Source organism: Nonomuraea sp. NPDC050478, assembly GCF_044458265.1.
Lineage (GTDB): Bacteria > Actinomycetota > Actinomycetes > Streptosporangiales > Streptosporangiaceae > Nonomuraea > Nonomuraea ferruginea.
In genome coordinates this window covers 52,875-79,100 of record NZ_JBITHT010000007.1, presented here as the reverse complement: position 1 = coordinate 79,100, position 26,226 = coordinate 52,875, and the positions used below count along the sequence as shown (strand labels likewise).

Here is a 26,226-nt window from a genome sequence, read left to right as displayed (position 1 = left end):
GATCCCGGCGGGGGCCGTTCGTATAACGGGTGAGAGAGAGGAAAAGCCGATGAAGCAGTATCTGCTCAGCATCTACCAGCCTGACGGCGACCCGCCGCCGCCCGAGGTCCTGGAGCCGGTCATACGGAAGCTGGACGCGCTCAACGAGGAGATGCGGACGGCCGGCGCGTGGGTGTTCGCCGCCGCCCTGCACCCGCCGAGCACCGCCACCGTACTGCGGGCGAAGGACGGCGACGTGCTGATGACCGACGGCCCGTACACCGAGGGCAAGGAGCACCTGGGCGGCTTCACCGTCATCCAGGCGCCCGACCTCGACGCGGCGCTCGGCTGGGGCGGCAGGCTGGCCGAGGCCGTCGGGCTGCCGATCGAGGTCCGCCCCTTCCGATGACCGACGTCGAACGCGTCTTCACCGAGGAGTACGGCCGGGCCGTGGCCGTGCTCACCCGCATGCTCGGCGACATCGACCTCGCCGAGGAGGCGGTCCAGGACGCGTTCGCCGTCGCGGTCCGGCGGTGGCCCGAGGAAGGGCCGCCGCCCTCCCCCGCCGGATGGATCATCACCACCGCCCGCAACCGCGCCGTCGACCGGCTGCGCCGCGAGTCCGCGCGGGCCGGGAAGCACGCCCAGGCGGCCCTGCTGCACGCCCGTGACGAACCCGCCGAGGAGGGGCCCGTGCGCGACGACCGGCTGCGCCTGATCTTCACCTGCTGCCATCCGGCCCTGTCCAGGCCCGCCCAGGTGGCGCTGACGCTGCGGCTGCTCGGCGGCCTCGGCACCGCCGAGATCGCGCGTGCCTTCCTGGTGCCGGAGACGACCATGGCGCAGCGGCTGGTGCGCGCCAAGGGCAAGATCCGCGACGCGCGCATCCCGTACCGGATCCCGCGCGAGGCGGACCTGCCGGACCGGCTGCGACCGGTGCTGGCCGTCCTCTACCTGATCTTCAACGAGGGGTACGCGGCCGGGTCCGGCGAGCGGCTGGTGCGCGAGGACCTGTGCGCGGAGGCGATCCGGCTGGGGCGGCTGCTGGCGGAGCTGATGCCGGACGAGCCGGAGGTGCTCGGCCTGCTGGCGCTCATGCTGCTGCTGGAGTCGCGCCGCCCGGCCCGCACCACCCCCGACGGCCGGCTCGTCCGGCTCGCCGACCAGGACCCGCGGCTGTGGAACGGCGAACTGGCCGAGGAGGGGCGGGAGCTGGTGCGCCGCTGCCTGCGGCGCGACCGGCCGGGGCCGTACCAGATCCAGGCGGCGATCAACGCCGTGCACAGCGAGCCGCCGACCGACTGGCGGCAGGTGGTGGCGCTGTACGACCTGCTGATGGCCGTCGCGCCGAGCCCGGTGGCGGCGCTCAACCGCGCGGTCGCGGTCGCCGAGGTGTCCGGCCCGCGAGAGGCTCTCGGCCTGGTCGAGGCCCTCGACCTGGACCGCTACTACCTCTTCCACGCCGTACGCGCCGACCTGCTCAGGCGGCTCGGCCGTACGCGGGAGGCGGCTCGGGCGTACGAGGAGGCGATCGCCCGTACGGAGAACGGGGCGGAACGGGCGTTCCTGAGCCAGGCCCGCGAGGCGCTCACGAACGCGGAGTCCCCCTCCTCAAGGCAGTGATCGACCACGTGCCCGGGGCGACGGCGGGTGTCCCGGGCAGTCCGGTGTCGCAGACGCCGTCCTTGTTACGTGGCCCGCCGGCTCGGCGACGAGACGGCCGACGACGTCGTCTCCGAGACGTTCCTCGCCGCGTTCAGGCAGCGCCGCGCCTGCCGTACGCCGCCCTCTCGCCCGTCTGGACCTGCGTCCCCGGTGGTCGAGGAGACCTCGTAGTCCATGACGTACGGCCGCTCGACGTCGTCGCGCACGCGTAAGGATCTATCGAAAGGTGGACGACCGGCGGCAGCCCTCTCGGCGAAGCTGAGGGCCATGAAGAAGGCGATCATTGCCGTGCTCGGCACCATGTTGCTTCCCGTGGCGATGGCGACGCCCGCGGTGGCGGATACGGGGCTGTCCTGGCAGGACTGCGGAGACGGCCTGCGATGTAGCCGGATCATCGTGCCCGCCGACTGGGCCGCGCCCCGAGGAAAGCAGATCACGCTGGGGCTCGCCAAGCTTCCCGCACGTGACCCGGCGACGAGGAAGGGCACGCTTGTCCTCAACCTGGGCGGTCCCGCCCAGCAGATCTCGATCCTGCGCCAGGCAAAGGGCACCTTCGCCGACCTGACCCGATGGTTCGACGTGGTGCTCTACGACCCGCGCGGGTTCGAGGCGAGCACCGAGGTGCGCTGCCCCGATCCGGCGCCGTATCCCGCCAACGGGAAGTGGGTGTTCACCAGTCGCGCCGCCTTCGCCCGGTACACGAAGCAGAACCATCGCTTCGCCTCGGGATGCGCCGAAGCCGCCGGCCCGCTCGCGGGCAACCTGGACACCTGGCAAGGGGCCCGCGACCTGGAGGCGGTCCGGGTGGCGCTGGGCGAGCGGAAGCTGAACTACTTCGGCAACTCCTATGGCGGCGTCCTCGGTGTGGCCTACGCCGAGTATTTCCCGTCCCACGTCGGCCGCATGTACCTGGACAGTCTGATCGACCACACCAACCGGTCGTGGGATGAGTGGGTCCTGGTCAGGGCGAAGGTCAAGGAAGACAACCTGCACCGCTTCGCCGATTGGTGCGCCACCGACCGGAGTTGCGCGCTGTACGGTCGCGACGTGCTCAAGGTGTGGGACGGGGTCATGGCCCGCGCCGCCAGGCGGCCCATTCCCGCACCCGGTGCCGGAGCGGGTGCCACGGCCGACGCGGCCCTGATCGCGTCCCGCGCGGCTGTCTCGTTCGATGCGACATGGCCCGGACTGGCCAAGTCCCTGGCCGAGGCGGACGCGGGTGACGCCAGCCGGTTCGCCGAGCCGTTCGCCGGGGCTCCTGACCCGGACCTCAGCAGGATCACGATGTGCGCCGACTTCCCCTTCCCGAGCACATACCGTGAGGTCGAGGCCATGGAGGCGCGGCTGAGAAAGACCACGCCACGCATCGGCTGGACCTCGGCCTGGCCGATGGCCGCCCTGTGCGCCGGACTCCCGAAGAAGACGTCCTACCCGCCCCATCCCATTCGCCCACGCGGCCTGCCGCCGATCCTCATCGCCAACGGCGAGTACGACGACACATCGACGCCCGCGTACGGACGCCGAATCGCCGTGCAGCTCGACGGCGCCCGCTACCTCCCGGCCAAGGGCGGTCACGCGCTCTACTGGAGCGGCAACCTCTGCGTACGCGACCAGGTGCACCGCTACCTGACCACCGGGCAACTCCCGCCGGCGGGCACGACCTGCGGTCCGGCATCATCGTGACATGCACTGGCTGAGGGAGGTTCTGCTCGTCGCCGGTGCCGCGGCCGCCGCGGCGCTGCTGACCGTACTGGAGCGGCGAGTCCCGGTCGACCTGCCGCTCCTGGTCCTCTTCAGCGCCGGGGTAAGCCTCCCTCTGCTGATTCGGCGGGTGCTGCCGCTGACCGCCGCCGCGACATCGGCGGTGATCGCGCTGGTCGGGATGGCGCAACTGCACCGCTGGGAGGGGATGCTGATCGCGATGTCCCTGTTCTGCGCGGCCGTCTACCACCGCCCGCGGCGTCCGGGCCTGGTGCTGACGGTCTCCTCGTGCTGGGTTCTCGGCACCCTGGCGACGATAGGGGGCGAGGGTGTCCCGGAGCTGACCAGCATAGTGATCATGAGCATCGCGCCCGTGGCCACCGGCTACGCGCTGCGACTGCACCGGGATCAGGCCGACCAGTCACTGCGGCGGCAGCGGGCCGAGGCGGAGCGCGTGCTGGCCGAGGAGCGTACCTGGCTGGCCAGGAACGTGCACGACAGCGTCGGCCACCACCTGACCGCGATCCGGCTGCAGGCCGCGGCGGCCCGGCGGGCGCCCGGCGACGCGCCCGCGAAGCAAGCCCTGCGGACGATCTCGAACCTGTCGCAGTCGGCGCTCACCGAGGTACGCGGCCTGCTGCGGACACTCGACGAGCACCCGGCCGCCATCCAGCCCGGCGCCGCCGACCTGGAGCGGCTGGCCGGACGGCTCACCTGCTCAGAGCGGACGATCACCGTGCGCCGCTCCGGGACCGGATACGCGTTACCGCCGGCCGTCGATCACACCGCCTACCGGTTGGTCCAGGAGGCGCTGACAAACGCCGTACGACATGCGGACGCGACCGAGGTCACCGTCCACCTGCGGCAGGACGAACGCGGCCTGCGCATCGAGGTCCTCGACAACGGCGCCCCGGCCGCAGCGCCCCAGGCCGAGGGGCGGGGAATCCGCGGCATGCGCGAACGGGTGCGCCTGCTCGACGGCACCCTGTCGGTGGGACCGGTCGAAACGGGCGGCTGGCGGGTCCGCGCCGACCTGCCCAGGGATAACGCGTGGTGACGATCCGGGTGCTGGTCGCCGATGATCAGGAGGCGGCGCGGGAAGCGTTGCGACTCATCCTCGACGGCGAACCCGACATCGACGTGATCGCGTCGGCCGCCGACGGCGCCGAGGCGGTGCACCAGGCGCTGTCGCGCCGGCCGGACGTGGTGGTGATGGACCTGCGGATGCCGGGTATGGACGGCATCGCCGCCATCGACCGCCTCGCCGCCGCCGAATCCGCCCCCCGTGTGCTCGCTCTGACCACGTTCGACCTCGACGAGTACCTGTTCGGCGCGCTGCGCGCCGGGGCCGCCGGTTTCCTGCTGAAGGACAGTGATCCCGACGTGCTCGTCGCGGCGGTCCGCGAGCTGCACCAGGGCAGGGGCTTGATCGACCCGCAGGTGACCGGCCGCCTGATCAACCGCTTCGCCGCGCTGTCCCCGCGCCCCGCCACCCCCGAACTCGACCTACTGACCCCGCGCGAACACCACGTGCTACGCCTCCTGGCCCGAGGACTGAGCAACGGCGAGATCGCCGCCGCGTGCACCATCGGGGAAGGCACGGTCAAGACACACGTCAACCGAATCCTCACCAAACTCGGCCTCCGGAGCCGCGTGCACGCCGCGATCTATGCCCACGAACACGGCCTTGTCGCCCGCGAAGCTCCTTGACCGCCCGCCGTCTTGAGCCCTGTCCCGTGGGACGAACGTCGGGCCGCCCGGCCCGTACACCCCCGACGGCCGGCCCTTCCGGCTCGGGCGTACGGGGCGGAACGGGCGTTCCTGCAGGAGTCCCGCGCGGCGCTCAGCCGCTGACCCCGGCCGCGCTCGCGTAGCGGGCGGCCAGTTCGCGCAGGTGGGCGCGGAGCTCGGGCGGGTCCAGCACCTCGAACCCGACGCCCAGGCTGCCGAGGAAGCCCGCCAGGTCGTGCAGCGAGTCGCCGCCGGTCTCCAGCAGGGCGCCGTCGCCGTCCGCGGTGAGCAGCCCGGCGGCCGGGGTGAGCCGATCCGCCACCACCCCGACGGGGGCGTGCAGGCGGACCCTGGCCTGGTGGCGCCAGGCGGTGGAGCCCGCGCCGCGGACCACGCGGGTCGCCGCGTCCTCGTCGGGCAGCTCGCGGGGGGTGAAGCGGGGGCCGTTGGGGACGCGGAGGGTGAGGCGGTCCGCGCGGAACGTCCGCCAGTCGCCCCGCGCGGTGTCCCAGGCCAGCAGATACCAGCGGCGGCCGGTGTGGACCAGCCGGTGCGGCTCGGCGGCCCGGGTGCTGACGGTCCCGTCATGGCCCCGGTAGTCGAAGCGGAGCGTCTCCCTGGCGCGGACGGCGTCGGCGACGGCGGTCAGGGTCGCCGCGTCCACGGTGGGGCCGCGGCCGGTGACCGAGACCGTCGCGTCCCGTACCGCCTCGATGCGGTGGCGCAGCCGCGACGGCAGCAGCTGCCGCAGCTTGGCGAGCGCGCGCAGCGAGGTCTCCTCGATGCCGGTGACCGTGCCGCCGGCGGCCGCGTGCAGGCTGACCGCCACCGCGACGGCCTCCTCGTCGTCGAGCAGCAGCGGCGGCAGCGCGGCCCCCGCCCCCAGCCGGTAGCCGCCCGCGGTGCCGGTGGTCGAGGAGATCTCGTAGCCCATGAGGCGCAGCCGCTCGACGTCGTTGCGCACGGTGCGGGTGGTCACGCCGAGCCGCCCGGCCAGCTCGGCGCCGGTCCAGCCGGGGCGGGCCTGGAAGAGCGACAGCAGCCGCAGCAGCCGTACCGAGGTTTCCAGCATGACCCGATGATGCCAGTCGTTGAGGAAACGCACGTTCCTCAACGACTCCTAGCGTGGTACCTACCGAACGAAAGGGGCAACACATGTTGCGCGGACTCGCGACGATCAGCTACTGGGCCGACGACCTGGAGGCGGCCAAGCGGTGGTACACCGAACTCCTCGGCGTCGAGCCGTACTTCCACCGGAACGGGCCCGACGGGCGGCTCGGCTACACCGAGTTCCGCATCGGCGACCACGAGGCCGAGCTCGGCCTCGTGGACAGCGCCTGGCGCCCGCACGGCGGGGAACAGGCCGGGGTGGTCGCGTACTGGCACGTCGACGACGTGCGGGCGGCCTACGAGCGGCTGCTGGCGATGGGCGCCAAGGAGCACCATGAGATCACCGAACGGGGCGCGGGCTTCGTGACCGGGTCCGTGGTCGACCCGTTCGGCAACATCCTGGGCGTCATGTACAACCCGCACTACCTGGAGCAGGTGGGCTGATCCGGGCTAGTGGCTGCGGCCCGGCAGCCGCACCACGGTGACGAAGAACTCGTCGATCTGCCGGATCACGGCCATGAACTGGCTCAGGTCGACGGGTTTGGTCACGTAGGCGTTCGCGAACAACTTGTAGCTGCGCAGGATGTCCTCCTCGGCGGAGGACGTGGTGAGCACCACCACAGGGATGGCCCGCAGCTCAGGGTCGCTCTTGATCTTCTCCAGCACCTGACGGCCGTCGTACTTGGGCAGGTTGAGGTCGAGCAGGATCAGGTCGGGGCGCGGCTTGCCCTCGTAGCCGCCCCGCCGGTAGAGGAAGTCGAGCGCCTCCAGGCCGTCACGGACCACGTGGAGGTTGTTGCCGATCTTGTTGTCCTCGAAGGCCTCCCGGGTGATGAGCTCGTCGCCGGGGTCGTCCTCGACGAGGAGCACTTCGATGGGTTGTCCGATGGAGCTCATGTACGGGATCCTTCTGAGCTGGCTGTGGCGGCCGCGAAGCGGGCCTCCGAGGAGAGCGTGTCAGAACGAAGCGTAAAGCAGATCCGGATTCCGCCGTCCTGATATGCGGTGTCCAGCCAGATTCGTCCGCCGTGGTTCTCCACGATCTTCTTGCACATCGCCAGGCCGATCCCGGTGCCGCTGTAGGCCTCGCGGCTGTGGAGACGCTGGAAGATGACGAAGATCTTGTCGGCGAACTCCGGGTCGACGCCGATGCCGTTGTCGGTGAGTGAGAAGCGCCACTCACTCTCCTCCACCTGCTCATGGTCGATCCGGATGACCAGCGGGCGGTCCGGGTGGCGGAACTTGATGGAGTTGCCGATGAGGTTCTGCCAGAGCATGGTCAGCAGCATCGGGTCGCCGGTGATCTCCGGCAGGTCGTCCGGCCGCTCGATCGTCGCGCCCGACTCCTCGATGCCGGTGGCCAGGTTGTCCAGCGCCTTGTCCAGCTTCAGGTTGAGGTTCACCGCCCGGCGCGCGTCGTACAGCCGGCCCACCCGCGAGTAGCTCAGCAGGTCGTTGATCAGGCCCTGCATGCGGGTGGCGCCGTCGACGGCGAAGCGGATGTACTGCCGGCCGCGGTCGTCGAGCGCGTCGGTGTAGCGCTTCTCCAGCAGCTGGCAGAAGGTGGCGATCTTGCGCAGCGGCTCCTGCAGGTCGTGCGAGGCCACGTAGGCGAACTGCTCCAGCTCGGCGTTGGAGCGGCGCAGCTCGACCGCCTGCGCGTCGAGGTCGGCGGCCTGCGTGCTCAGCGTCGCCTCGTGCTCGCGGGAGGTCTCCAGCGCCGCCACGAGCTTGGTACGCATCGCGTCCACGTCCAGCGCGACCTCGCGGATGTCGGCCGGTCCGTGGGCCGGGATCGGGTGGTCGAAGTTGCCCTCGGCCACCTCGCGCGAGGCCATGCGCAGCTCGTCCAGCGGCCGGACCACGGCCCGGCGCAGCAGCACGGCCATCGCCAGCCCGGCCACCAGGAACGTCGTGATCATGGCGACGAACATCCAGTTGCGCAGGGTCTGCGCCTGGATCAGCTCGTCGCGCGCCTGCTGACGGCTCTGCGCCAGGCTGTCGTTCAAGGTCTCGGTCAGCGCCCGGATGCGGTCGAACGCGGGCTTGCCGCTCTCCATCTGCGCGTTGCTGATCGGGCTGGCGGCCTGCCGCTCCGCGACGAGCGGCTCGGCGTAGTCGCGCCGCCAGGCGGCGGACGCCTCACTGATCTGCCGCAGGTGGGAGAGGATCTCCGGCTCGTCGCGGACGAGCTCCTCGACGCGCTCGTACTGGCGCTGCTCGTCGGCCATGCCGCGCTCGTACGGTTCGAGCAGCTGCCGGTTCCCCGTCAGGAGGAACCCGCGGACGCCGGTCTCCTGGTCGAGCAGGGTGCCCTGGAGCTCGGCGGCCTCGATCCGCGCCGGCGAGATGCGGTCGACCAGGTCGTCCGCCAGGTCGGTGGTGCGTTGGAGCATCACCGCGGCGATCACGCCGAAGATCATGACCACGATCATGATCGCGGCGAGCACGAGCAGGAACCACTGATGGACGGTGAGTCGCCGCCACGCGGTGCTGGCGTTCACTGCTCCTCCTTCCAGCGCAGATGGACGACGGCGACGTCGTCGGCGGACGCGTCGGGCGCGGTGGCCTGCTCGGTGCCGGAGATCAACGCGTCCACGAACTCCTCTCCGTTCAGGTGGGCGTGCCTGCGCGCCACCGCGAGCAGGCCCTCCTCGCCCAGCAGTCGCATGCCGTCGCCGGGCAGCCGGCGCTCGAACAGCCCGTCGGTGAACAACGTCAGCCCGCCGCCCGCGGGCAGCTCCAGCTCGGTCGGCTCCCACTCCGACTCCAGCGGCAGCCCCAGCGCCGGGCCGATGCCGGGCTCGGCCCAGGTGACCGAGCTGCCGGAGTGGACCAGCAGCCCCGGATGGCCCGCCCGCCACACACGGACCGTGCGCTGGTCGGACTCCAGCGCGAGCGTCGACATGGTCACGAAGATCTCGTCGCCGCCGCGCTCGGCCCGCAGGACGCGCTCCAGCTGGCGCAGCAGGGCGGTGCCCGTCACGCCGCTGAGCACGAGCGTGCGCCAGGCGATGCGTAGGCACACGCCGAGCGCGGCCTCGTCGGGGCCGTGGCCGCACACGTCTCCGATCATCGCGTGCACGACTTTGTCGTCGTCCTCCACCACGTCGAAGAAGTCGCCGCCGAGCGTGCCCGACACGCGGCTGGCGCGGTAGCGGGTGGCCACCTGGATCGGCATCTGCTGCAGCAGCGGCGTCGGCAGCAGGCCGCGCTCCAGGCGGGCGTTCTCCTCGGCGCGCAGCCGCTCGGCGTGCAGCGCCACCGCCGCCTGCTCGGCCTGCTTGCGCTGCATCGCGTAACGGAGGGTGCGGCCCAGCCACTCGCCTTCGACGCGCCCTTTGACCAGGTAGTCCTGGGCGCCCGCGGTGACCGCGGCGAGGCCCGCCTGCTCCTCGGCCAGCCCGGTCAGCACGACCACCGCGGCGTCGCCGCTCGCCTCCCGCATCGCGGCCAGCGCCGACAGACCGCGCGCGTCGGGCAGGCCCAGGTCGAGCAGCACACACTGGACCCGCTGCCGCGCGAGCAGGTGCCGCGCCTCGTCCAGCGATCGCGCCCATTCCAGCCGCACCGACAGGTCGCCGTCTTCCAGCAGCTCCCGCACGATGAACGCGTCTTGGGGGTCGTCCTCCACCAAAAGCACCAGCGGAAGAGCGGGGGGATCCCCAGCGATCATTCCGGCACCGCCACCCTCTCCAGACAGCGCCGTGTGGCTGTCGTCCTCTTCCGGTCGATGGACAGTGCCCGCAGCAGGGGTCATCACACGTGAACCGCGGGCCCATCCGGTAACGATCTGGACTCAGCATAAGGGCTGTTCGTACCTGTTCATCCTCCTCTGAGCTGCTGACGGTCCCTTGGAGGACGCTCTGGAGCCGGCTGACAGGAGCTTGTGCGTGATCTGACAGCGCGTCCACGCAGCCTCGGAGACGACACCACACCGGGAAGGACAATCATGCTTTTCATCGAGGTCTACGCCCGCCGGGGCGCGTTCGGTCAGGAGGAGCTGCGACAGATCGCCGCCAGGCTGGCGCCCAGCCGGATCTTCGCCGCGACCGAGGGCGACGAGGAGGCCGCCGACCCCGGCGTGCTGGCCCTGTTCGACTCGCTCGGCCACGTGGTGGTGCACGAGCCCGCGATCTGGGTGACCGAAGGTTCGGCGCGGTGCGTGGTGAACGTGTACGCGCCGGCCTGGGCCAAGGAGATGAGCGAGCACCTCGTCTCCGAGGTCACCGCCGCCGTGCCGGGCGGCGACGTGATCGTGCACGTCTTCGGCGTCCCTCAGGGCGGGTACGGCATCGGAGGGCGGGTGCGCCGGTCGTCCGACATGCTCACCATGATCGAGGACGCCAAGCGGGAAGCGCCCGCGGAGGCGCCACCGGGGACCTACGTCGACCCCGTGTGCGGGGCCACGGTGGCGAAGGAGAAGGCGGTCACGCTGGAGCTGGACGGACACACGTACGGGTTCTGCTGCCCCCACTGCCGCGGCCACTTCGCCAAGCGCCGCCGTGAGGAGGCCGCCACCTGACCGCCGTCGTATGACTCGCTTATGACGCCGCTGCGGACACTGGGGGAAACCCCCTGAGGAGGCGCCATGAAGCGATTACTCATTCCCCTGCTCATGGTCACGGTGCTGGTCGCGTCGGCGTGTAAGTGGGACGAGTCGTACGTCCTCGTCGGCGGCAAACGCGTCGGGGAGTGGACCCTGCGGTACGGCGATCCGCAGTCATACGACATCACGCTCTACAGGAACGGCAGCGGCCGTTATCTCGGAGTCTCCTCGATCATTCTCGGGCACTACAAGAACCTGCGGGCCCGGGGCCGCTCCGTCGAATCCGCCGCCAGGAAGACCTTGAGCGACATCCTGCGGCCCGCGTGCCGCGACATCCGCAACCAGGCCATCAGGGCCAAGTGCAACGAGGCGACCGGCGGCGGCCGGTGGTCGGACTTCCGTGGGGCGCTCGTGGACATCGACCACAACAGGGGCGGGTGCCTCACCATTTCCATCCGCGGCAGGACGACACCGAACTGGACCTGGCGTCCCCGTACGGACCGGCACTGCAGGCCCGGCTGAGCGGCCGGCGATCGCCAGGGCGCTCGGCGGCTGGCTGGCGGTCACGGAACGCGCGCACATCGCGGTGTCCGGCGGCGACTTCGCCACCTTGCACAGCGACGCGCCGCGCTGGACCGCGGGCCTGCCGGACCTGCCCGCGGATCCGCTGGCCTGGTACGACCTGGAGCGGCTCAACCTGATGACGGCGGTGCACCAGGCCGCCGCCGCGGGCCTCGACGAGCTGTGCTGGGACCTGGTCGCCAGCGGTTACACGCTCTTCCTCACCCGCGGGCACAACGACGACTGGGAGGAGACGCTCAGGGCGGCACTGGCGTGCACCCGTCTGGCGGGCAACGCGCGCGGCACGGCGACCATGCTCATGGGGCTCGGGCTGCTGGGCACCTACCGGCACGACTACGCCGGCGCGGCCGAGGCGCTGGAGGAGTCGATGCGCCTCTTCCGCGAGATCGGCGAGCGGCAGGGCCTGATGTACGCGCTGGGCGTGGCGGCGCACGTGGACGGGATGCTCGGCCGCTACGACCACGCGGTCGCGCTGCACGAGGAGGCGCTGGAGGTCCACCGCGCCTCCGGCGACCTCGGCGCCGAGGTCCTGCTGCTGCGCTCGCTCGGGCAGCTCCTGGTGGAGATAGGCCGCCTGGAGCACGCCAGGCCGCACCTGGAGCGGGCGCTCCTGGCCGGACGCGACGGTGACCGGCGGGTGCACGCCGAGGTCCTGTACTGGCTGGGGCAGCTCCACCTCGCCGCCGCGGAGGTGGGACCGGCCGAGTCGGCGTTCAAGGACATGCTCGCGATCGCGGAGGACCTCGCCGACCCGCGCGAGGAGGCCGAGGCCCGCTACGGTCTCGGCCTGGTCCGTCTGAACACCGGGGCGCTCGGTGCCGCGGCCGGCCTCTTCAGGCAGGCCCTGGCGCTGAACCGGCCCCTCGGCGAACCGCTGACCGAGGGCCGGATCCGGACCGCGCTCGGCATCCTGCACTGCCGGAACGGCCAGCCGCGTCAGGCGATCGGCCATCTCACGGAGGCCGCCGGGATCTTCGACGCGATCGGCATCCCGCTGTGGAGCGGGCGGGCGTACCGGGCGCTCGCCGACGCGCACGAGGCCCACGGCGACCGGACCGCCGCCCACGCCGCCAGGAAACGCGCCCTCACCCTGTTCACCTCGGTGGGCGCGCCCGAAGCGGCCGACATCGCCGGACCCGACGCCGACCGACCACCCTGAGACCGCCTGATGTGATCATTGGAGCAAACCACCCTACGGTTCTGACGTACTCGGTCTGGTCAGGTGACGGTCTCAGCGGTAGCGTTCGGCGAGCGCGTTGCCGATCGAGGCCAGGTGGTCTCGGACACCCGGAGGACCGGTCACCTCGAGCCATTCGACCAGCCCCGCGAGCTCGCCGGCGAGCGTGTACTCGTCGTAGCCGCGGATCACGACCTCGATGCGGCCGTCGGCCGTGGAACCTCCCACCTCGAGCCGAGCACCGAGCCCCATCCGGAGTATGCCGATCCCGTGGGGAGCGCAGACCGCCTGGACCTCCACCGGTGTTCGTCTGCGGTCGACCTCGTCGGCGATCTCGCGCCAGCTCTCGGCGAGGTCGAAGTCCTCGGGCCGGTGCACGGGATCGCCGGTCGGGTCGGCGGATGACACGCGGTCGATCCGGAAGGTCCGCCGGCCGGTCTCGGTGGTGGAGACGAGGTACCACGACGGGCCTTTGGCGACGATGCCCAGCGGGTGGACGGTTCTCTCGGTTTCGGCGCCGTCGCGGTCGACGTAGCCGAGCCGCACCTGGACGCCGCGGATCACCGCGTCCTGGAGTTCGTCGAGGAAGCGAGGCGGTCGGCGCTCGACCGGGCTCGACCCCCATCGCTGCGGGTCCATGACCAATGACGACGCTGCCGCCTCGGCCTGCGTCCGGAAGGGCTCCGGCAGGGCATGGACGAGCTTGCGCAGAGCCGCTTTCACGGCCGGCGTCGCAGCCGAGGCCGGGCCGGCGACCAGGAACAGGGCGCGGGCCTCGCTCGCGGTCAATCCGGACAGGTCGGTACGGGCGCCGCCCACCAGGCGCCAGCCGCCACCTCGGCCCTGCACCGAGTAGACGGGCACCCCGGCCATGGCCAGGGCGTCGAGGTCGCGGCGGGCGGTGCGCTCAGAAACCTCCAGCTCTCGGGAGACCTCTGCTGCTGTCACCTGCTCGCGCCGCTGCAGCATCAGGAGGATGGCCACCAGCCGGTCGGTTCGCACGCCGACAAAACTCTCACACGAAACCGGTCGTGGGGTGACCGGTTTCGGTCGGCAGGATGGCGATACGACCTCACCGGCGAGGTCGACCGCAAGCGAACACCCGGGCCTGTCAAGGGTGCGCCGGCGCCCGATCATCCGCAAAGACAATGAGGAACACGCGATGCTGAATCCAACCGATTTTCCCGAGCCCACCCTTATTCCGGTCAACGGTGTGGAACTCGAAGTCTTCGAAGCAGGCCGAGAAAACGTGGGAAAGCCTGTCGTGCTTTGCCACGGCTGGCCGGAGCACGCCTTCTCCTGGCGTCACCAGATGCCGGCCCTCGCCGCGGCCGGTTACCACGTCATCGCACCGAACCAGCGGGGTTACGGCAACTCGTCCCGCCCGACGGAGGTGACGGATTACGACATCGAACACCTGTCGGGTGACCTCGTCGCGCTTCTCGACCACTACGGATACCAAGACGCCACCTTCGTCGGCCATGACTGGGGTGCGTTCGTCGTCTGGGGACTGACCCTGTTGCACCCCGGCCGTGTGAACAAGGTGATCAACCTGAGCCTGCCCTACCAGGAGCGCGGAGAAAGGCCGTGGATCGAGTTCATGGAAGACCTGCTCGGCGGCGACTTCTACTTCGTCCACTTCAATCGGCGGCCGGGCGTCGCGGACGCCGTATTCGACGACAACACCTTCCGATTCCTCCGCAACTTGTACCGCAAGAACGTGCCCTTCGCGGCCCCTGAGCCGGGCATGGCGCTGATGAATCTCGCCAGGGCGGACACACCACTCGGCGAGCCCGTCATGAGCGACAGCGAACTGGCCGTCTTCGTCTCGGCATTCGAATCATCGGGATTCACGGGCGGCATCAACTGGTACAGGAACCTCGACCGCAACTGGCGTCTGCTGGCGGACGTGAACCCGATCATCCAACAGCCCGCCCTCATGATCTACGGCGACCGGGACCTGGCGATCCCGAGGTCCGAGAACCTGACAGAGTTCGTGCCCAACGTGGAAGTGGTCGGCCTGGACTGCGGTCACTGGATCCAGCAGGAAAAGCCCGAAGACACGAACCAAGCGATCCTCAAGTGGCTGGAACAGCAGGATGTAGTGTCTCGCGACCCGGTTCGTGTCACCGGAAGCTCGTCGCCCTCCAGCACGCATGAGCCTCGGACCCACCATGAGTGAATCTTGACAAGGCCCAGATTTCACGCGAACTGAAGGTGGTCGGCTAGGTCAATCGGTCGTGCCGGCGTGCACGGCGATGATGCGCCAGCCGTGCTCCTCGCCGTACAGCCACGTACGGGTGTAGCGCATCCTGGCCGCGAACGGCGTACCGGAGACGGTCCCTTCGACGGTGCCGAGAAACCACGTCACCCCGGTGTGCCCATCGGCGAGCACGGTCAACTCCTCCTCGGCCACCTTCGTCATCACCTGCGCCCGAGTGCGGTGCAGCTCCAGGTCGTCCGCCTTGGTCGCGACGTTCCCACCGAAGGTGAAGATCAGCCGATCATCCAGAAGCCGATCCAGCGCCTCGGCATCTCCAGCGAGCTGCGCGGCCTGGAGTCGGCGCTCGGCGTCCCGCAAGTCCTCCATCATGAGGTCCACCCTCCCAGCCGGCGCCGTACCCGCGCCAGGACGTTCACGCTCGGCTGATCTTCGCAGTCCGATCCAGGGACTCCGATCGTCGGTGAGCGGGTGCCGGGTTCAGAAGGCACCCGCACTGACCCCGGCGCCCGCCTGGGGCGGCCTAGTGCCGGGCGTATTGCGCGGACCACGTGGCGATCTCGGCAAGCGGAGAAGGCGCGAGGGTGTAGATGCGGCGACCGGCGTGCTCGGTGTAGCTCACCAGAGCGGCCCGACGCAGGATGCCCAGGTGTTCTGAGACGGTCGACTGGCAGGTGGTGAAGCTGTTCGCGAGCTCCCCGGCCGTGCGCGGCCGTTCGAAGAGCAGTTCGATGATCTTCCGTCGGGTCGGATCGGCGATCGCTCGAAACGGATCTCCATCAGCCTGTGGTCGCCCCATCCCTCAATGATAGGGTATCGGCGAAACCCGATAGAAGGAGCGCCGTGCAGTTCATCTCCGTCGTGTCGGTGCCGGTCAGCGACCAGGACCGAGCCAAGAGCTTCTACCTCGACAAGCTAGGCTTCGACCTCATCGCCGAGTCCACTTTCGGCGATGAGATGCGCTGGATTCAGGTCGGCATCCCCGGCGCTCAGACCAGCCTGACCCTCGTGACCTGGTTCGATGAGATGCCGCCCGGGTCGCTGCGCGGCCTGGTCATCGATTGCGAAGATCTTGACAAAGAGTACCGCGCTCTCACCGAGCGCGGCGTTGCGTTCCTCGGCCCCCCGAGTCAGCAGCCCGGCGGTGTCTTCGCCATCCTCAGCGACCCCGATGGCAATCTCATCAGCCTCCGGCAGGCCGGCAGCTAAGGCCCCTGACGCCCAACGGCGATCGAGAGAGTGGCCTGCTACCGCATCGTTCGCCCTCCTGACGATCCGGCACAGGCGGGGATTGTCGGTGTTGCGGTTGCGCCAGGCGATGCAACGGCGGACCATGCTGCCCTGCTCGCGGTGGCGGGCGTGGCCGGTGCCGTTGAGAGTGAACGCCCGCAGCGCGGTGAACTGGTCCTCGATTCGGTTCATCCCCGAGGAATCGGTCGGCGTGTAGGCGATCTCGACGTTGTTCGCCTGCGCTCACCCGCCGAGCCGCTCGTCCTTCTTGGTGCTTGTGCGGGCTGAAGTTGTCACAGATGATCGCCATCCGGACGTCGGTCGGGTAGAGGCTGCGCAGGTAGCGGCAGAACTCCAGGAACTCACCGCGCCGCTTGCGCCTCTTGATGTGTCCGTACATCTTGTTGCGGCCCAGGTTCAGGGCGGCGAACAGGTGCCGTACCCCCTCGGTGCGGGTGTAGGTCGCGCGCATACGTGGTCGGGGTCCTTGTGCCTGCCGCCGCGGTCGGTGGCCGTCCACCGGCCCTGGACACTCACGGCGTCGAGATGGCCCGAACCCTGTATGACATCACGGGCGTCGACGGCGGGCGGGGGCTACGTGGCCTCCGAAAGGATCGAGGGCGTGCTGGACGGTCGGCACGGCACCATCGTCATCCAGCACGGCGGCCTGGCCGACGGCCCTGATCAGTCCAGCTACGGGAACATCATCCCCAATTCCGGGACCGGGGACCTGGCCGGGATCTCCGGCCAGGTGATGGAGTTCGAGCTCCAGGTGCTCACGCTCGCCTACAAGCTGTGACGCGTCAGGGCACCGGACTCCATCGCGACCCAGATCGCCCCGTCCGGACCGACGGCGAGGCCGTGAGGTTCCGCGCCCTCCAGCGGGAACTCCTCGATCTTCCCGTCGGTCGTGACACGGGCCAGCCTGCTGGCACCCCACTCGGTAAGCCAGAGCGCGCCGTCCGGCCCGGCCACGATGGCGTGCGGCCGGGCGGCGCGGTCGGGCAGCGGGAACTCGGTGATCGCGCCCGAGGTGTCGATCCGGCCGACCTGGCCGGCGCCGATCTCCACGAACCACAGCGCGTCATCCGGTCCCGCGGAGATGCCGACCGGTGCCGCGCCCGGTGTGGGCAGTGGGTACGTCGACGCCTCGCCGCCGGTCGTGATGCGGCCGATCGCGTTGCCCTGGTTGAGCGTGAACCACAGCGCGCCGTCCGGCCCTGCGGTGATCGCGGAGGGCATCGCGCCGGTGCCGGGCAGTGGGTACGACGACACCTGCCCGTCTGGGGTGATGCGTCCGATCCGGTCGTCCTGCAGTTGGGTGAACCACATGGCCCCGTCAGGGCCGGCGGCGATGCCGTACGGCGAGGCCACATCGAACGTGGTGACAACGCCGTCCACGGTGATCCGCCTGATCCGGCCGCCGGCGAACTCGGTGAACCACAGCGCGCCGTCCGGTCCCGGGGTGATGACCGTGGGCTGACCGTCGGCCGGATCGAGAGGGAACAGCGTGGGTTCCGCACCCGGCACGACCCGGCCGATGCGGCCCTGATGGACGAGGGTGAACCAGAGCGCGCCGTCGGGGCCGCAGGTGATGCCGTACGGTGAACCGTCGATCAACATGAAAGAGCGATCTCCTTACCGGTGAAGCGACGCCGTAGCGCCCGGTCGTGCGTGACCACCACGAGCGTGCCCTGGTAGTCGCCGAGCGCCTGCTCGAGCTCCTCGACCAGGGTGAGCGAGAGGTGGTTGGTGGGTTCGTCCAGCAGCAGCAGGTCGTGTTCGCCCGCCAGCACTTCGGCCAGCGCCAGTCGCCGCCGCTGGCCCTCGGACAGTGCGCCGACTTTGAGGTGCAGCGCCTCGCGGTGGAACAGGCCCGTCGCGAGCAGGGCTTCTGGGTCGCCGCCGTAGGTCTCCATGACCGTCTTTTCGGGGTCGAAGGTGACTTCCTGCGCGAGGTAACCTGCCCGCCGACCGGCCTGGGCCGCGATAGCCGCCAGCAGCGTCGACTTGCCCGCGCCGTTCGGCCCGGTGATCAGCAACCGGTCGCCCGGTTCGATCCGCAACCTGCCGTGGTCGACGTGCGTGCCGGCGCCCGCGAACCTGCCGCGGAAACACAAAGGCTTGGGCGGTCGCGGTACCGGGTCGGCTTCTAGGCGGCGCAGGCGTTCTGTGGCTTGCCGTACCCGCGAGGCGACCGAGCTTTGCACGCGGCCGGCGTTGCGGTCGTAGGCCATCTTGTTGTTGTCCTTCATCTCGCGGCCCCGCGCGACGCGGCGCGCCGTGGTCGCGGCGAACTCCTTGACCTGCTCAACCTCCTCCCGCCAGGCGGCGTAGGCCTGCTCCCAGCGCTGCCGGGCGGCCGCCTTGTCGGTCAGGAATCCGGTGTAGCCGCCGCCGAACCTGGTGATCGTGCCGCCCTCGACCTCGAGGATCGTCGTGGCCACCCGGTCCAGGAAGGTCCGGTCGTGTGAGATTGCCACCACCGTGCCCTTGTGGGCGCGCAGCCGGTCCTCCAGCCAGGTGAGCGCCGCCTCATCCAGGTGGTTGGTGGGCTCGTCGAGCAGCAGGATCTCTGGCGAGGCGGCCAGCACGCAGGCCAGGCCGAGCCGGGCCTGCTCGCCGCCCGACAGGGTCGACAGCTCGCGTGAGCGCTCGATCTGGGCCAGGCCGAGCCCGTGCATGGCCTTGTCGACACGGGCGTCGGCCTCGTATCCGTCACGGGCCTCGAAGGCGGTGAGCAGCTCGCCGTACAGGGTCAGGTCCTGCTCCTCGGCGGCGCGCTGCATGTCGCGCTCGAGTGCGCGCAGCTCGGCCAGCGCGGCGTCGACGGCCTGCTGGACGGTGTGGTCGTCGGGCAGGTTGAGGGTCTGGCCCAGGTAGCCGACGCCGCCGGCGGCCGCTACCGTCACCTCACCGTCGTCTGGCTGGTCCACCCCGGCGATGATCTTGAGCAGCGTGGACTTGCCGGAGCCGTTCTCGCCGACGACTCCGGCGCGCTCGCCGGGCCGGATGCTGAAGGTGAGCTGGTCAAGGACGCGGTGCTCGCCGTAGGACTTCGAGACTCCCCGGAGGGAAAGCTGTGTAGTCAGAGGTACTCCAATCGCAACTACTGTTGCTTTAAGCTAGCATGGAAATCCCTCCTAACGCAACTGGAGTAGACTTTGGACAAACGTCCCGGCGGTCGCAGCGCCCGCGTGCGCGACGCCGTACGACAGGCGACCCTCACCGAGCTGGCCGAGCACGGCTACAGCAGGTTGACGGTGGAGAACGTGGCGATCCGCTCGGGCGTGCACAAAACCACCGTGTACCGGCGATGGGGCAGCGCGGAGGGCCTGATCGCCGACGCGCTCGAACTGGCCAGGGAGGAGCCGTGGCCGCTGCCCGACACCGGCTCACTCCGCGAGGACCTGCGGGAGATCGCCGGGCTGGTGCGAAGCGGGTTCGCCGATCCGGTCGCCGGGCCGATCTCCGCCGCATTCGTGTCGGCCGCCGTACAGAGCACCGGGCCCGCGCAGGCGCTGCACGACTTCTTCGCCGCCCGCCACGAACAGGCAGCCGAAGTGGTGCGGCGGGCGGTCGCGCGGGGCGAGCTCCCTGCGGACACTGACGTGGCAGACGTGATCAGAACGGCCGTCGCGCCCATCTACTACCGGCTGTTCATCACCCACGAACCGGTCACCGAACGCGACGCTGAACGTGCGGCGGATGCTGCCCTCGCCGCCGCCCGCGCCGGCGTTCTGCACTCCTGACGCCCGATACGCAGGGGGTGGAGAAGCTTCAGGGGTGGAAAGGAAGCCGCAACGGGGGCCGTTGCGCGTCCGGACAGGCTCGCATGCGTGGCGAACACGCGGCACTCACCGGGCCCCTCCCTGGTCAGTCGCTGCGCATCGACGAAGCAGCGGCCCTTCCCTCACCGCCGGTCGTGTTGTCCGGCCGACTGATAGCGGTACTACGGCCGGGCCTCCTGGCAGCTACCCGGGCCGGACTTCCACCGGCGAGCGACGACGAGCCCACGAACAACCGGATCCACCAGTACGTCACGGCTTCACCTCCTGCTCTGCTGGACGCACGGAAGAGCCTCACTGATCGTGGTGCGACGTGGTGAGCTGACCGACAAGGCGTGGTCGCGGATCGAGCCGTTGCTGCCGGTGACCGATGGCCGGGTTGTCCCTGGCGCGATCACCGGCAGGTGGTCGACGGCATTTTGTGGCGGCTGCGCCCATCAACACGCGGCCGGAGCCCGCAAAAGGGGGACGACGGCGGGACGATCGATACGAAGCAATCGCAAAACCGGCAGGCGCTCGGACGATCCCGCAGCGGACTGACCACCAAGCTGCATCTGCTCGTCGAAGCCCGCGTCCGCCACACCGAATTGTCAGGCACTCCCTAGGGGGCCGGGCGCCCGCCTGGGTCGTCGGAGGCTTCCGCCGCGCGCGGGACACGGATCAGCTCCTCCACCCTGGCGCTGATCAGCGCGAGCGCCTCGTCCGGGGTGCGGCCGCGGGCGTAGGCGGTCTCGTACCGCCGCGCGCCGAGGGCGGCGCGGAGTTCGGGGGCGAGGCGTACGAGGTCGTGGTCGAGCGCTTCGAGGGCGCCGATCAGGACGTGGGCGGCGCCGAGCAGCTCAGCCGCCTCGATCCGGCGGCCCTGGAACGCCAGGAGGTGTGCCAGGTGGGCGGCGGTGATGGCGGCCAGTGACGGCTCTCCTGCGCAGGCGTCGAAGGCCCGGGCGAAGCGCTCCCCGGCCCGCACCGGGTCGTCCCGCTCCATGGCCAGTCTGGCCCGCGCGCACGCGAGCGTGACGGCGAAGACGGGGTCCTCGGACGGCCGGAGACGCGCTTCGGCCTGCTCGTAATGGGCCTCCGCGCCCGCCAGGTCGCCGTCTCGGCGGGCCAGGTCGCCGAGCGTGACCCGGATGTAGACCGGCAGGCCGTCGGGAACGCCCGGCAGCGCGGCCAGCGTTTCGAGCTCGGCGCGGGCGGTCGCCGTGTCGCCCGCGCGGGCCCGGGCCTCGGCCAGCCACACCCGCTGGGACGCGGCCTCGTCGGACGGGTCCAGCTCCCGCAGCAGCCGCACCGCCTCCTCCAGCGCGGCCACCGCCTCCCCGTACGCGCCCCCGTTCGTCAGCACGTCGGCCAGCGACGTCAGCGCCCACGCCAGCCCGGCCCGTTCCCCGCCGGCGCGGAACCCGGCGACCGCCACCTCCAGATCGTGGCCCATGCCCCCGGCGTCGCCCGCATTTCCCCGCAGAACGGCTCTGACGAGCCGCAGCATCGCCCTCGTCCAGGCGTCGGGATGCGACAGCCGCCGCTCGATCGCGTCCAGCGCCGCCGCCTCGTCCCCGCACGCGGCAGCCAGCACCGGCTCGACCAGGACGACGAGCGGATGCCCCGAAAACCACCCGGACTCGGCTCCGGGACGCCGCTCCCCCTGCTCCGGAATCAGGCCGGGTTCCGGGTGGCCGGGTGCTTCCTCCGGCAGCAGGTGGCGGACGTGGGCGGCGTCCCGCGCGTCCATTTCCAGGCCCGCCCAGGTGGTGGACGCCAGCAGGTGGAGGGCGGCCGTCACGGCCCTGGCCTCGGCGGGGGCGCGGCCGGGGGTGTCCAGGGCCAGGCGCGTCCAGGATTCCATGGCCGCCCGGTCGCCTCGTACCAGCCAGAACACCCCCAGCGCCACGCAGAGCCGCAGCGCTCCCGCGGCGTCGCCGGTCTCATGCGCGAAGCGGAGGGCGGCGAGCAGGTTGCCGCGTTCGGCGGCGAGCCGGGTGATCCACCGGAGCTGCCCGGCCTCGCGCAGCTCCGGTTCGGCGCGGGCGGCCAGGCCGGAGAAGTAGGCGGCGTGCGCGGCGCGCACCCGGGCGAGCTCCCCGGACTCGACCAGCTCGCGCAGCCCGTACTCCCTGATCGTCTCCAGCATCCGGTAGCGCTCGCCGTCGAACCGCAGCAGCGACCGGTCGGCGAGGGCCGCCAGCAGGTCAGGGCGGGCGGCGGCGACCGCCTCCGCGCTCTCCACGGTGATGCCGCCGGGGAAGGCCGCCAGCCTGCGGGCCAGCCGCCGCTCGTCCTCGTCCAGCAGGTCCCACGTCCAGGCGACCACCGCGCGCAGCGTACGGTGCCTCGGCTCGGCGGCCCTGCTGACCCCCGAGAGCAGGGCGAACCGGTCGTCCAGCCGGGCCGCCAGCTCGTCCAGCGGGAACGAGCGGAGCCGGGCCGCGGCCAGCTCGATCGCCAGCGGGAGGCCGTCCAGCCGCCGGCACACCTCGTCCACCAGTCCCGGGTCGCGCACCGTGAACCCCGGCCGCGCGGCCGCCGCCCGCTCGGCGAACAGCCGCGCCGCCGCCTCCGGCTCCAGCGGCGGCACCTGCAGCACGGTCTCCCCCGGCACGCCCAGCGGCTCCCGGCTGGTGGCGAGCACGCGCAGCCCCGGCGCGCGGCCCAGCAGGTACGTGACCACCCTGGCCACCTCGCCGGCCACCCGCTCACAACCGTCGAGCACCAGCAGCGACCCCGACAACGCCTCGGCCACCCGATCGAGCAACCGCCCCCCGCCGAACGCCCCCTCACGCACCCCGGCCACCCGCGCGAGAGCGACCACGACCCCGCCCTCCCCAGCATCCGGGAAGGGCCCCGCACGCCCCCGCTCGGGTGGAGGCGAAGCACCAGCGGATCCGGCAGCGCTGCTCCCGTGGGACCGAAGAGCCTCGCGGGCCTGAGACGGAGAGCTCTCGGCCGCGAGGTCCCCCACGGATCGAGGGGCGCCCCCGGCCGCGCTGCTCTCTCTGGGCTGAGGGGTGTCATGGGAAACGTCATGGGACGGGAAGCCGCCGGCCGCGCCGGGCTCGGGGGTGTCGCGGAAGCCGTCGTGGGGCGGAGAGCCGCCCGCTGCGGGCCGGGCGAGGTCAGGGGAGCCCGCTGTGCCGGGCTCGGAAGGTGCCGTGGGTGCGCGTTCCGGGGCGGTGGGGTCGCTCGTCGGCTCGCCCAGGGGGGACAGCTCGACCAGCCAGGCCGTGGGCGTGTGGCCGGCGACCTCGATGGCCAGGCGGGTCTTGCCGACGCCGCCCGGCCCCGTGAGCGTCACCAGCCGACCGGCACGCAGCGCCTCGGCCGTCGCCGCCGCGTCGTCCTCCCGTCCCACCAGGGACGTGAGCGGGGAGGGCAGGTTGCCGGAGCGCGGACGCGGCTCGTCGCGCAGCAGCTCCAGGTGGATCTCGCGCAGCTCGGGCCCGGGGTCGGTGCCCAGTTCGTCGGCCAGGAGCCGGCGGACGTCCTCGTACGCGGACAGGGCCTCGGCCCGCCTGCCCTCCGCGTGCAGGGCCCTGATGAGCAGACCGCGCAGCCTCTCCCGCAGCGGGTGCGCGGCCGCGAGCGCTTCCAGCTCGGCGACCAGCCCTTCGGACCGTCCGACGGCGAGCGACGCCTGCGCGTGGTCCTCGCGGGCCGCCAGCCGCAGCTCCTCCAGCCGCCGCCGCACCGGCTCGGGCACCTCGCCGGGCAGGTCGCCCCGCCACAGCCCGAGCCCCTCCCCCAGCAGCCGCAGCGCCGCCTCCGGCCGGCCGCCGGTCAGGGCCCGCCGCCCCTCTCCTGCGAGCCGCTCGAACCGGCGCGCGTCCACCGCGTCCGCCTCGACGTCGAGCCGGTAGCCGCCGTCCGCCGACACCAGCAGCCCGGCGGGCAGCGCCCGCCGCAGCCGGGACACCAGCGAGTGCAGCGAGTTGACCGGATCGCCCGGCGCCCCTTCGGGCCACAGCGCCTCGGCGAGCGCCCCCGCCGTCACGGTGCGCCCGGCGTCGAGCGCGAGCCGGGCCAGCAGCGTACGCAGCCGTCCACCGCCGACGGGCACCCGCTCCCCGCCGGCCACGACCTCGACCGGCCCGAGAATGTGCACCCGCATGCCCTCCAACGTAGTGCCCTGGCGCCCGGTAAAACTTCCGAGAAGGATGTGTCCGGACGGGGCGGGCGGCTCCGACGTCTCCGGTGAAAGGCATCGAGAGAAGGAGAAACCCGTGAAGTACATGATCATGCTGTACGGCTCGCAGCGGGACTACGACATGCTCACCGGCAAGGCCGTCGACGGCAGGCCCGCCTGGACGCAGGAGGAGATCGGCGCCCTGCACGCGTTCATGGGCAAGTGGAACGGCGACCTGGTCGAGTCCGGCGAGTTCGTCGACGCCCAGGGGCTGAACTCCCCGATGCTCACCCGGCGGGTGCGGCTGAAGGACGGGGTACCGGTCGTCACCGACGGCCCGTACGCCGAGACGCAGGAGGTCCTGGCCGGTTACACGATCGTGGAGTGCGACAGCTTCGACCGGGCGACGGAGGTCGCCGCGAGGCTGGCCGGCGCGCCGTACCCCTACGCCGCGCTCGACTCCGAGTGGCATGTGGACGTGCGGCCCATCCACGGCGGGGTGGACGAGATCGAGTGACTCCAGGCGGGGTCGAGGACCTGCTGCGCGAGCTGGCGCCGCAGGTCCTCGGCGCGCTCGTGCGCCGCTACGGTCACTTCGACACGGCCGAGGACGCCGTCCAGGAGGCGCTGCTCGCGGCGTCCCGGCAGTGGCCGGCGGAGGGCGTGCCGGACAGTCCGCGCGGCTGGCTGATCACCGTGGCCGCGCGCAGGCTCACCGACCTGCTCCGGGCCGAGCAGGCGCGGCGGCGCCGCGAGGACGTCGTGGCCGCGTGGCGGCTGCCCGAGGAGTGGCTGGCCCCGCCGGCCGACCGGCCGCCGCAGAGTGCCGACGACACGCTGGTGCTGCTGTTCATGTGCTGCCACCCGTCGCTGTCGCCGGCCTCGCAGATCGCGCTGACCCTGCGCGCGGTGGGCGGCCTGACCACGGCGGAGATCGCCCGGGCGTTCCTGGTGCCGGAGCCGACCATGACCAGGCGCATCACCCGGGCCAAGCGGCAGATCAGGGAGAGCGGCATCCCGTTCGGCCTGCCGCCCGCCGCCGAACGGGCCGAGCGGCTGCGGGCGGTGCTGCACGTGCTCTACCTGATCTTCAACGAGGGGTACGCGAGCACGTCGGGCCCCCGGCTGCGGCGGGACGAGCTGTCGGCGGAGGCCATCCGGCTGACCCGCGTCGTGCGCCGGCTGGTGCCGGACGATCCGGAGGTGACCGGGCTGCTGGCGCTCATGCTGCTCACCGACGCCCGCCGCCCGGCCCGTACCTCTCCCGACGGGGCGCTGGTCCCGATGGCCGAGCAGGACCGCGGCCGGTGGGACGCCGGGCTGGTCGCCGAGGGCGTGGCGCTGGTCTCCGAGGCGCTGCCGCGCGGCCCGACCGGCCCGTACCAGCTCCAGGCGGCGATCGCCGCCGTGCACGACGAGGCGCCCAGCGCCGCGGAGACCGACTGGCCGCAGATCGTGGCCCTGTACGAGCTGCTGCTGCGGGTCTCCGACACCCCGGTCGTCAGGCTCAACCACGCGGTCGCCGTCGCCATGGCCCGCGGCCCGCACGAAGGGCTGGAGCTGCTCGGCGGGCTGGCCGCCGACGAGCGCATCGCCGGCGACCACCGGACGCACGCCGTCCGCGCCCACCTGCTGGAGATGGCGGGTGACCGGAAGGCGGCGCGCGAGGCGTACGAGGAGGCGGCGCGCCGCGCCGGCAGTCTGCCCCAGCAGCGGTATCTGAACGGGCGCGCTGCCCGGCTTGAGTGAATGACTTCAATTGCGAATGTTCGCAATTGCTGAGGTACCCTTCCTCATGTCGGACGTAGATATGGGGTGAGATGTGAGCGGGCCTTTCGCCGCCGCCATCAGGGAACGGGCACGCCAGGCGCACGCGGCGCTGGAGACGGCGCGCGCCGAAGACGACCCGGAGGCGCTGATCGTCGCCGAGGGCGAGTGGGACGACGTGAGGCGGATGGCCCGCGAGCACGACATCGAGCTCGGCCCGGAAGGCACGGTGGCCGAGTGAGGTCGGTGCCGCTCTACGAGGCCAAGGCGGAGCTGTTCCGCCTCCTCGGTCATCCCGTGCGGATCCGCGTCCTGGAGCTGCTGCAGGAGCGCCCCATGCCGGTGCGCGACCTGCTGGCCGCCATCGAGGTCGAGCCGACCGGGCTCTCGCAGCACCTGGCCGTGCTGCGCCGCTCCGGCATGGTGACCGCCCAGCGCGACGGCTCCACCGTCGTCTACTCCCTGGCCGGCGGCGACGTGGCGGAGCTGCTGCGGGCCGCCCGCCAGCTGCTGACCCAGCTGCTCACCGGGCAGCACGAGCTGCTGAGCGAGCTGTTGCAGGCGGAGACCAGGACCCGGTGAACCAGTTCTTCTCCTCGGTGCGTT

The 26,226-nt window shown here is 71.5% G+C and carries 29 protein-coding genes; 19 read left to right on the top strand and 10 right to left on the bottom strand.

Translation table 11 applies throughout. The features are described 5' to 3' along the window. Positions 1-49: 49 nt before the first annotated feature. The 6 genes from ACIBF7_RS33225 (at position 50) to ACIBF7_RS33200 (ending at position 5,055) form a co-directional block, all read left to right on the top strand. On the top strand, positions 50-388 hold the full coding sequence (locus ACIBF7_RS33225) for a YciI family protein (protein ID WP_148031639.1): 339 nt from the start codon (positions 50-52) through the stop codon (positions 386-388). Further along, positions 385-1,602, top strand: coding sequence for an RNA polymerase sigma factor (locus tag ACIBF7_RS33220; protein ID WP_397198891.1), 1,218 nt, complete (start codon positions 385-387; stop codon positions 1,600-1,602). Before ACIBF7_RS33225 ends, ACIBF7_RS33220 begins: the two co-directional genes overlap by 4 nt. 69 nt (positions 1,603-1,671) lie before the next feature. Further along, complete coding sequence (locus ACIBF7_RS33215) at positions 1,672-1,815, top strand: hypothetical protein (RefSeq protein ID WP_378582199.1); 144 nt, start codon at positions 1,672-1,674, stop codon at positions 1,813-1,815. Between the two features lie 96 nt (positions 1,816-1,911). Further along, positions 1,912-3,327, top strand: coding sequence for an alpha/beta fold hydrolase (locus tag ACIBF7_RS33210; protein ID WP_397198890.1), 1,416 nt, complete (start codon positions 1,912-1,914; stop codon positions 3,325-3,327). Position 3,328: 1 nt separating this feature from the next. After that, positions 3,329-4,402: a sensor histidine kinase gene (locus ACIBF7_RS33205; RefSeq protein ID WP_397198888.1), complete on the top strand. Its 1,074-nt coding sequence runs from the start codon at positions 3,329-3,331 to the stop codon at positions 4,400-4,402. Continuing rightward, positions 4,396-5,055, top strand: a complete 660-nt coding sequence (locus ACIBF7_RS33200; protein ID WP_397198887.1) for a response regulator — start codon at positions 4,396-4,398, stop codon at positions 5,053-5,055. The genes ACIBF7_RS33205 and ACIBF7_RS33200 overlap by 7 nt, the downstream gene beginning before the upstream one ends. A gap of 133 nt (positions 5,056-5,188) precedes the next feature. Here ACIBF7_RS33200 and ACIBF7_RS33195 read toward each other — a convergent pair whose 3' ends face one another. After that, the gene (locus ACIBF7_RS33195; protein ID WP_271280249.1) at positions 5,189-6,148 is read right to left on the bottom strand and encodes a YafY family protein; all 960 of its coding nucleotides are present in this window, start codon (positions 6,146-6,148) and stop codon (positions 5,189-5,191) included. An 83-nt stretch (positions 6,149-6,231) separates the two neighbouring features. Between ACIBF7_RS33195 and ACIBF7_RS33190 the strand changes: the two genes are divergently transcribed. Then, complete coding sequence (locus ACIBF7_RS33190; RefSeq protein WP_148031642.1) at positions 6,232-6,630, top strand: VOC family protein; 399 nt, start codon at positions 6,232-6,234, stop codon at positions 6,628-6,630. A 6-nt stretch (positions 6,631-6,636) separates the two neighbouring features. Here the strand turns inward: ACIBF7_RS33190 and ACIBF7_RS33185 are convergent, their stop codons facing one another. Genes ACIBF7_RS33185 through ACIBF7_RS33175 form a run of 3 tightly spaced genes read right to left on the bottom strand, consistent with a single transcriptional unit; the run spans position 6,637 to position 9,820 of the window. Further along, positions 6,637-7,083: a response regulator gene (locus ACIBF7_RS33185; protein ID WP_397198886.1), complete on the bottom strand. Its 447-nt coding sequence runs from the start codon at positions 7,081-7,083 to the stop codon at positions 6,637-6,639. Then, positions 7,080-8,690 carry a CHASE3 domain-containing protein gene (locus ACIBF7_RS33180; RefSeq protein ID WP_397198885.1) on the bottom strand — a complete coding sequence of 537 codons (1,611 nt, stop codon included), beginning with the start codon at positions 8,688-8,690 and terminating at the stop codon, positions 7,080-7,082. Before ACIBF7_RS33180 ends, ACIBF7_RS33185 begins: the two co-directional genes overlap by 4 nt. Beyond that, positions 8,687-9,820 carry a PP2C family protein-serine/threonine phosphatase gene (locus ACIBF7_RS33175; protein WP_261808556.1) on the bottom strand — a complete coding sequence of 378 codons (1,134 nt, stop codon included), beginning with the start codon at positions 9,818-9,820 and terminating at the stop codon, positions 8,687-8,689. The genes ACIBF7_RS33180 and ACIBF7_RS33175 overlap by 4 nt, the downstream gene beginning before the upstream one ends. A gap of 318 nt (positions 9,821-10,138) precedes the next feature. Between ACIBF7_RS33175 and ACIBF7_RS33170 the strand changes: the two genes are divergently transcribed. The 3 genes from ACIBF7_RS33170 to ACIBF7_RS33160 all read left to right on the top strand — a co-directional run bounded on the left by ACIBF7_RS33170 (position 10,139) and on the right by ACIBF7_RS33160 (position 12,476). Further along, a complete protein-coding gene (locus ACIBF7_RS33170) occupies positions 10,139-10,711 on the top strand; it encodes a hypothetical protein (protein ID WP_397198884.1) in 573 nt (190 codons plus the stop codon). A 66-nt stretch (positions 10,712-10,777) separates the two neighbouring features. Further along, entirely contained in the window at positions 10,778-11,257 is a 480-nt protein-coding gene (locus ACIBF7_RS33165; protein WP_148031645.1) for a hypothetical protein, read from the top strand. A gap of 64 nt (positions 11,258-11,321) precedes the next feature. Further along, the gene (locus tag ACIBF7_RS33160) at positions 11,322-12,476 is read left to right on the top strand and encodes a tetratricopeptide repeat protein (RefSeq protein WP_397198883.1); all 1,155 of its coding nucleotides are present in this window, start codon (positions 11,322-11,324) and stop codon (positions 12,474-12,476) included. A gap of 72 nt (positions 12,477-12,548) precedes the next feature. Here the strand turns inward: ACIBF7_RS33160 and ACIBF7_RS33155 are convergent, their stop codons facing one another. Then, on the bottom strand, positions 12,549-13,496 hold the full coding sequence (locus tag ACIBF7_RS33155) for a helix-turn-helix transcriptional regulator (RefSeq protein WP_397198882.1): 948 nt from the start codon (positions 13,494-13,496) through the stop codon (positions 12,549-12,551). Here ACIBF7_RS33155 and ACIBF7_RS33150 point away from each other — a divergent pair. Continuing rightward, the gene (locus tag ACIBF7_RS33150; protein ID WP_397198881.1) at positions 13,471-14,676 is read left to right on the top strand and encodes an alpha/beta fold hydrolase; all 1,206 of its coding nucleotides are present in this window, start codon (positions 13,471-13,473) and stop codon (positions 14,674-14,676) included. The two genes, ACIBF7_RS33155 and ACIBF7_RS33150, sit on opposite strands and share 26 nt — an antisense overlap. A gap of 48 nt (positions 14,677-14,724) precedes the next feature. Here ACIBF7_RS33150 and ACIBF7_RS33145 read toward each other — a convergent pair whose 3' ends face one another. Both ACIBF7_RS33145 and ACIBF7_RS33140 read right to left on the bottom strand, forming a co-directional pair. After that, the gene (locus tag ACIBF7_RS33145) at positions 14,725-15,087 is read right to left on the bottom strand and encodes a nuclear transport factor 2 family protein (protein ID WP_261808557.1); all 363 of its coding nucleotides are present in this window, start codon (positions 15,085-15,087) and stop codon (positions 14,725-14,727) included. 151 nt (positions 15,088-15,238) lie between these two features. Beyond that, entirely contained in the window at positions 15,239-15,514 is a 276-nt protein-coding gene (locus ACIBF7_RS33140) for a helix-turn-helix transcriptional regulator (protein ID WP_148031648.1), read from the bottom strand. 44 nt (positions 15,515-15,558) lie between these two features. Between ACIBF7_RS33140 and ACIBF7_RS33135 the strand changes: the two genes are divergently transcribed. Together ACIBF7_RS33135 and ACIBF7_RS33130 are read left to right on the top strand one after the other, a co-directional pair. Beyond that, a complete protein-coding gene (locus ACIBF7_RS33135) occupies positions 15,559-15,924 on the top strand; it encodes a glyoxalase superfamily protein (RefSeq protein ID WP_148034591.1) in 366 nt (121 codons plus the stop codon). 583 nt (positions 15,925-16,507) lie between these two features. Beyond that, positions 16,508-16,744 carry a DUF3224 domain-containing protein gene (locus tag ACIBF7_RS33130; protein ID WP_271276532.1) on the top strand — a complete coding sequence of 79 codons (237 nt, stop codon included), beginning with the start codon at positions 16,508-16,510 and terminating at the stop codon, positions 16,742-16,744. On the opposite strand, the gene ACIBF7_RS33125 is transcribed toward ACIBF7_RS33130, so the two are convergent. Further along, positions 16,732-17,568 (bottom strand): virginiamycin B lyase, encoded by an 837-nt coding sequence (locus tag ACIBF7_RS33125; protein WP_271276531.1) that lies wholly within the window; start codon positions 17,566-17,568, stop codon positions 16,732-16,734. The genes ACIBF7_RS33130 and ACIBF7_RS33125 overlap by 13 nt on opposite strands. Then, on the bottom strand, positions 17,562-19,037 hold the full coding sequence (locus tag ACIBF7_RS33120) for an ABC-F family ATP-binding cassette domain-containing protein (protein WP_397199125.1): 1,476 nt from the start codon (positions 19,035-19,037) through the stop codon (positions 17,562-17,564). The genes ACIBF7_RS33125 and ACIBF7_RS33120 overlap by 7 nt, the downstream gene beginning before the upstream one ends. 72 nt (positions 19,038-19,109) lie before the next feature. Between ACIBF7_RS33120 and ACIBF7_RS33115 the strand changes: the two genes are divergently transcribed. Together ACIBF7_RS33115 and ACIBF7_RS33110 are read left to right on the top strand one after the other, a co-directional pair. After that, the gene (locus ACIBF7_RS33115) at positions 19,110-19,697 is read left to right on the top strand and encodes a TetR/AcrR family transcriptional regulator (protein ID WP_364236116.1); all 588 of its coding nucleotides are present in this window, start codon (positions 19,110-19,112) and stop codon (positions 19,695-19,697) included. Positions 19,698-20,137: 440 nt separating this feature from the next. Continuing rightward, on the top strand, positions 20,138-20,338 hold the full coding sequence (locus ACIBF7_RS33110; protein WP_397198880.1) for a hypothetical protein: 201 nt from the start codon (positions 20,138-20,140) through the stop codon (positions 20,336-20,338). Here the strand turns inward: ACIBF7_RS33110 and ACIBF7_RS33105 are convergent. After that, entirely contained in the window at positions 20,335-23,838 is a 3,504-nt protein-coding gene (locus ACIBF7_RS33105) for a BTAD domain-containing putative transcriptional regulator (RefSeq protein WP_364236119.1), read from the bottom strand. The genes ACIBF7_RS33110 and ACIBF7_RS33105 overlap by 4 nt on opposite strands. 121 nt (positions 23,839-23,959) lie before the next feature. On the opposite strand from ACIBF7_RS33105, the gene ACIBF7_RS33100 reads away from it, so the two are divergent. The 4 genes from ACIBF7_RS33100 (at position 23,960) to ACIBF7_RS33085 (ending at position 26,202) form a co-directional block, all read left to right on the top strand. Further along, positions 23,960-24,370: a YciI family protein gene (locus ACIBF7_RS33100; RefSeq protein WP_246640304.1), complete on the top strand. Its 411-nt coding sequence runs from the start codon at positions 23,960-23,962 to the stop codon at positions 24,368-24,370. Then, positions 24,367-25,602, top strand: coding sequence for an RNA polymerase sigma factor (locus ACIBF7_RS33095; RefSeq protein WP_397198879.1), 1,236 nt, complete (start codon positions 24,367-24,369; stop codon positions 25,600-25,602). The genes ACIBF7_RS33100 and ACIBF7_RS33095 overlap by 4 nt, the downstream gene beginning before the upstream one ends. 73 nt (positions 25,603-25,675) lie before the next feature. Further along, on the top strand, positions 25,676-25,861 hold the full coding sequence (locus tag ACIBF7_RS33090; protein ID WP_148031653.1) for a hypothetical protein: 186 nt from the start codon (positions 25,676-25,678) through the stop codon (positions 25,859-25,861). Beyond that, positions 25,858-26,202, top strand: a complete 345-nt coding sequence (locus tag ACIBF7_RS33085; protein WP_397198878.1) for an ArsR/SmtB family transcription factor — start codon at positions 25,858-25,860, stop codon at positions 26,200-26,202. The genes ACIBF7_RS33090 and ACIBF7_RS33085 overlap by 4 nt, the downstream gene beginning before the upstream one ends. The last annotated feature ends 24 nt before the right edge of the window (positions 26,203-26,226 follow it).

Excerpts from the sequence above, each read along its gene's own strand:
- ACIBF7_RS33225 (WP_148031639.1), top strand. The coding sequence starts at position 50 with ATGAAGCAGTATCTGCTCAGCATCTACCAGCCTGACGGCGACCCGCCG.
- ACIBF7_RS33220 (WP_397198891.1), top strand. The coding sequence starts at position 385 with ATGACCGACGTCGAACGCGTCTTCACCGAGGAGTACGGCCGGGCCGTG.
- ACIBF7_RS33210 (WP_397198890.1), top strand. The coding sequence starts at position 1,912 with ATGAAGAAGGCGATCATTGCCGTGCTCGGCACCATGTTGCTTCCCGTG.
- ACIBF7_RS33205 (WP_397198888.1), top strand. The coding sequence starts at position 3,329 with ATGCACTGGCTGAGGGAGGTTCTGCTCGTCGCCGGTGCCGCGGCCGCC.
- ACIBF7_RS33195 (WP_271280249.1), bottom strand. The coding sequence starts at position 6,148 with ATGCTGGAAACCTCGGTACGGCTGCTGCGGCTGCTGTCGCTCTTCCAG.
- ACIBF7_RS33190 (WP_148031642.1), top strand. The coding sequence starts at position 6,232 with ATGTTGCGCGGACTCGCGACGATCAGCTACTGGGCCGACGACCTGGAG.
- ACIBF7_RS33185 (WP_397198886.1), bottom strand. The coding sequence starts at position 7,083 with ATGAGCTCCATCGGACAACCCATCGAAGTGCTCCTCGTCGAGGACGAC.
- ACIBF7_RS33170 (WP_397198884.1), top strand. The coding sequence starts at position 10,139 with ATGCTTTTCATCGAGGTCTACGCCCGCCGGGGCGCGTTCGGTCAGGAG.
- ACIBF7_RS33165 (WP_148031645.1), top strand. The coding sequence starts at position 10,778 with ATGAAGCGATTACTCATTCCCCTGCTCATGGTCACGGTGCTGGTCGCG.
- ACIBF7_RS33150 (WP_397198881.1), top strand. The coding sequence starts at position 13,471 with ATGGCCACCAGCCGGTCGGTTCGCACGCCGACAAAACTCTCACACGAA.
- ACIBF7_RS33145 (WP_261808557.1), bottom strand. The coding sequence starts at position 15,087 with ATGATGGAGGACTTGCGGGACGCCGAGCGCCGACTCCAGGCCGCGCAG.
- ACIBF7_RS33140 (WP_148031648.1), bottom strand. The coding sequence starts at position 15,514 with ATGGGGCGACCACAGGCTGATGGAGATCCGTTTCGAGCGATCGCCGAT.
- ACIBF7_RS33130 (WP_271276532.1), top strand. The coding sequence starts at position 16,508 with ATGACATCACGGGCGTCGACGGCGGGCGGGGGCTACGTGGCCTCCGAA.
- ACIBF7_RS33125 (WP_271276531.1), bottom strand. The coding sequence starts at position 17,568 with ATGTTGATCGACGGTTCACCGTACGGCATCACCTGCGGCCCCGACGGC.
- ACIBF7_RS33105 (WP_364236119.1), bottom strand. The coding sequence starts at position 23,838 with ATGCGGGTGCACATTCTCGGGCCGGTCGAGGTCGTGGCCGGCGGGGAG.
- ACIBF7_RS33100 (WP_246640304.1), top strand. The coding sequence starts at position 23,960 with ATGATCATGCTGTACGGCTCGCAGCGGGACTACGACATGCTCACCGGC.